We start from the raw sequence: 4,657 nt of genomic DNA, 5'->3' as shown, positions 1-4,657 counted from the left end.
CCCGCCCCAGACGAACAGCCAACCCCTCCACCGTCGCCGGATCGAACAGATCCATGGCGTACTGGATGCTCCCCACGATCCCGGCCGGAACCCCGTCGGCGTCCCGCTTCTCGGCCACAGTGAACGACAGGTCGAACTTGGCCGCGCCCGCCTCCGCGTCCGTCCCGTCCGTCCCATCCGGACCCGCTGCCCTCGCCAGCGGGCTCGTGCGCAGACCGGGCAAGTCGAGGGTTTCCGCCTCCTGCGGGATGTTCTGGAAGGTGATCATCACCTGGAACAGCGGATGGCGGGCCAGCGAACGCGCGGGGTTCAGCTCGTCGACGAGGCGTTCGAAGGGCATGTCCTGGTGGGCGTACGCCGCCAGGTCCGTGTCGCGGACGCGGGCCAGCAGTTCCGTGAGAGTCGGATCGCCGCTGAGGTCCGTACGCAGCACGAGCGTGTTGACGAAGAACCCGGCCAGGTCCTCCAGCGCCGCATCGTCGCGTCCCGCGAGGGCCGTACCGAGGGGGATGTCGGTGCCCGCGCCGAGCTTCGACAGCAGCACCGCGACAGCCGCCTGCGTCACCATGAACATCGTGACGCCCTGCTGGTTCGCCAGCTGAGTGAGGCGCCGGTGGGTACCGGCAGCCACTCGCACCGGCACGAAGCCGCCCCGGTACGAGGCCTGTACGGGACGGGGCCGGTCGGTGGGCAGGGACAGTTCGTCGGGGAGATCGGCCAGCGCCGAACGCCAGTGGTCGAGCTGGGCGGAAAGGCGACTGTCGGGGTCGTCGACGTCGCCCAGGACCTCGCGCTGCCACAACGCGTAGTCCGCGTACTGCACCGGCAGCGGCTCCCACCCCGGCACCTCACCCCGCACCCGCGCGGCATACGCCGTCTCCAGATCCCGCGCCAGAATGCCCATCGACCAGCCGTCCACAGCAATGTGATGCGCAACGATCACCAACACCGACTCCACCGGCGAAAGCACCAACAGCGAAGCCCGCCACGGCAGTTCCACCGCCAAGTCGAAACCCCGTCGCATCTCCCTGTCGACGATCTCCCATATCCGGGACTCGTCGATGCCCTCCTGGATCCCGAGGCCTGGATGCCCGGGCCGGCCACGCAGGACACGCTGGTAGGGCACCCCCTCGACCTCCGGGAAGAGGGTGCGGAGCGTCTCGTGCCGGTCGGCGACATCGGTCAGCGCCAGTTCCAGGGCCGTGACGTCCAGCTCGCCCGACAAGCGCAGTGACAGCGGCACGTTGTAGCCCGCGCCGGCACCGGCCTCCTCCAGCCGGTTGAGGAACCACATCCGCTGCTGCGCGTACGACAACGGCACGCTCTCGGGTCGTTCCCGCACCGCCAGGGCCACCCGTCGGCCGTCCGGGCCGTCGGCATCCACCAGCCTCGACAGGGCGGCGACGGTGGGGTCCGTGAACAGGTCGCGGATGCTGACCTCGGCGTCGAGCACCGACCGGATGCGGGCGATCAGCCGCATCGCGACCAGCGAGTCGCCGCCCAGGGTGAAGAAGGAGTCCTCCGCCCCGACTTGTTCCAGGCCGAGGACCTCGGCGAACAGGCCGCACAGCACCTCCTCGGCGGGGGTGGCGGGGGCGCGGCCGGTGGTCCGGCCTGCCAGGTCCGGGGCGGGGAGGGCAGCCCGGTCCAACTTCCCGTTCCTGGTCAGCGGAATCGCATCGAGCGTCACGAACGCCGACGGCACCATGTACTCCGGCAGGCGGTCGGCCGCCCACTCCCGCAGCGCGGGCTCGTCCACGTCGCCGACAAGGTAGGCGACCAGGCGCTTGACACCGGGCTGGTCCTCCCGGGCGATCACCGCCGCCTGACGCACGCTCTCCTGCGCGCTCAGTACGGCCTCGACCTCGCCCGGCTCGATCCGGAAGCCCCGGATCTTCACCTGCTCATCAACCCGCCCCGCGAACTCCAGCACACCGTCCCCACGCCAGCGGGCCAAGTCCCCGGTGCGATACATCCGTTCACCGCACTCACTGAACGGGCAGGCCACGAACCGCTCCGCACTCAGCCCCGGACGACCCGCATAACCACGCGCCACACCCTCACCCGCGACATACAACTCACCGGCCACACCCGGCGCCACCGGACGCAGCGAGCCGTCCAGGACATACGCTCGGGTGTTGTCCATCGGACGACCGATCGGCACCACCGCAGGCACCTCATCCCCCGCCGTGAACGGGACCTGAGTGACGAACGCAGTCGTCTCCGTCGGGCCGTAGGTGGTACGCACCACCAGACCCGGATGGGCTCCGAGCAGGGTCCGGATCGCGGATGCGGAGACCACATCACCACCGGTCAGCACCTCCCGCACCCCGGCAAAAATCTCCGGCGACTGCTCCGCCAACACCCGGAACAACCCCGACGGAGCCACCACATGCGTCACACCATGCTCCGCGATCAGAGCACCGCGCTCCGCCGCGTCCACCTCCCCCGCCGGGGCCACCACCAGCCGACCACCACGCAACAACGGCGCCCAGATCTCGTACGTCGAGGCATCGAACGCGTGGTTCGCCTGCACGAGCACCCGCTCCAGCACATCCGCACGCCACGCCGCATCCAGACAGAACGCCACCACATTGCGATGAGTGACCGCCACACCCTTCGGCACACCGGACGAACCAGACGTATACATCACATACGCCAACGCACCCGGCGACACCACAACGCCGGGATTGTCATCCACCGGCTCAAACACATCGGCATCAGTGAGCGTCACCACGACCCCCGCCTCAGCCGCGATCGCCTCCCGCCGCCCCTCCGGAAGCCCGACATCCAACGGCACATACGCCGCACCCGCCTTAAGCACACCAAGCAGCATGGGCAACAGCTCGACCGACCGCTCCAACCTCACCCCCACCAACGCCTCCGGACCAACCCCCCGCCCGATCAGCCCGCACGCCACACCATTGGCCCGCGCATTCAACTCCGCATACGTCCACGACACACCCCGCCCCACCACCGCCACCGCACCCGGCGACCGCACCACCTGCGCCTCGAACAACTCCACCAACGACCCACCCGGCACCACACGACCGGTGGCATTCCACCCGTGCACGACCAGCCCACGCTCCGCGTCCGACAGCACCTCGATCGCGCCGACCCGCACCCCCGGATCCACCGCCACCTGCTCCAACACCCGCACCAGACGCCCCGCAAGAGCCCGAGCCGTGCCCTCGTCGAACAGATCGACCGCGTACTGGATCTCCCCGCCCATACCCGCCGGAGCGCCGTCGTCGGCGCGCCGCTCGGCGAGAGCGACCGACAGGTCGAACCGGGCCACGGCCGTGTGATCCAGCGGCTCGGGGAGGACACGCAGGTCCGGCAGTTGCCAGGGATCCTGCACCTCGGTCACGTTCTCGACCGCGAGCATGACCTGGAAGAGGGGGTGGCGGGAGAGTGAGCGGGCCGGGTTCAGGTCCTCCACCAGCCGCTCGAACGGCACATCCTGGTGCGCATAGGCGACCAGGTCCGTCTCCCGCACACGCCCCAGCAACTCCACGAACGACGGATCACCACTCACGTCCGTACGCAGCACCAGCGTGTTGACGAAGAACCCCGCCAGCTCCTCCAGCGCCACGTCATCCCGGCCCGCCACCGCCGTTCCCAGCGGAATGTCGGTGCCGGCGCCCACCTTCGACAACAGCACCGCCAACGCCGCCTGGGCCACCATGAACATCGTCACACCGTGCCGCCGCGCCACCTCCGACAGGCGTGCGTGCACCTCGGCGCCCACCTCGACCGACACCGTTCCGGCTTCGAAGGACGGCTCCGAGGAGCGGGCGCGGTCCACGGGCAACGCGAGTTCTTCCGGCGCGGCCGCCAGCGCCTCTCGCCAGTAGCCGAGCTGTTCGCTGATCAGGCTGTCCGTGTCGTCGAGGTCGCCGAGGACCTCGCGCTGCCACAGTGCGTAGTCCGCGTACTGCGCCGAAAGGGGCTCCCACCCCGGCGCCTCGCCGTGGCTGCGCGCGGCATACGCGCTGCCGAGGTCGTGCATGAGTACGCCCATGGACCAGCCGTCGACCGCGATGTGGTGCGCGACGATCACCAGCACCGACTCCACCGGCGACACCGTCAACAGCCGCACCCGCCACGGCAGTTCCCGGGACAGATCGAAGCGGTGCCGTGTCTCGGCAGCGACGGCTCGTGGCACGTCGCGCTCACCGACCTCGCTGATCCGGAACTCGGGTCGGCCGGCCGCGCCCTGCAGCAGGTGCTGGCGGGGCAGGCCGTCGGCGTCGGGGAAGACTGTGCGCAGGCTCTCGTGCCGGTCGGCGACGTCGCCCAACGCCGCCTCAAGGGCCGCCACGTCCAGATCGCCGACCAGGCGGAGTGTGAGCGGAAGGTTGTAGGCGGCTCCGACGCCCGCCTCCTCCAGCTGGTTGAGGAACCACATCCGCTGCTGCGCGTACGACAGGGGCAGTACTTCCGGGCGCTCACGCGCGCTCAGCGACGCCCGGGCCGCACCCCGCAGCCGGGCCACGCCCGCCACCGTGGGCGAAGCGAACAGCTCGCGGATGCCGACCTCGACGCCCAGGACGGACCGCACACGGGCGATCAGCCGCATCGCCAGCAACGAGTCCCCGCCCAAGTCGAAGAACGAGTCCTCCACCCCGACCCGCTCCACGCCCAGAACCTCGGC

The 4,657-nt window shown here is 70.1% G+C and carries 1 protein-coding gene; it reads right to left on the bottom strand.

Annotation, left to right across the window (positions count from 1 at the left end; genetic code table 11):
• A partial coding sequence (locus ACFVKT_RS40020; protein ID WP_385741903.1) for an amino acid adenylation domain-containing protein occupies window positions 1-4,657 on the bottom strand: 4,657 nt, incomplete at both ends.

The sequence above is a fragment of the Streptomyces sp. NPDC127595 genome, assembly GCF_042671685.1.
Classification (GTDB): Bacteria; Actinomycetota; Actinomycetes; order Streptomycetales; family Streptomycetaceae; genus Streptomyces.
The sequence above is the reverse complement of the archived record's forward strand: the minus strand, read 5'-3'. Positions and strand labels throughout refer to the sequence as shown.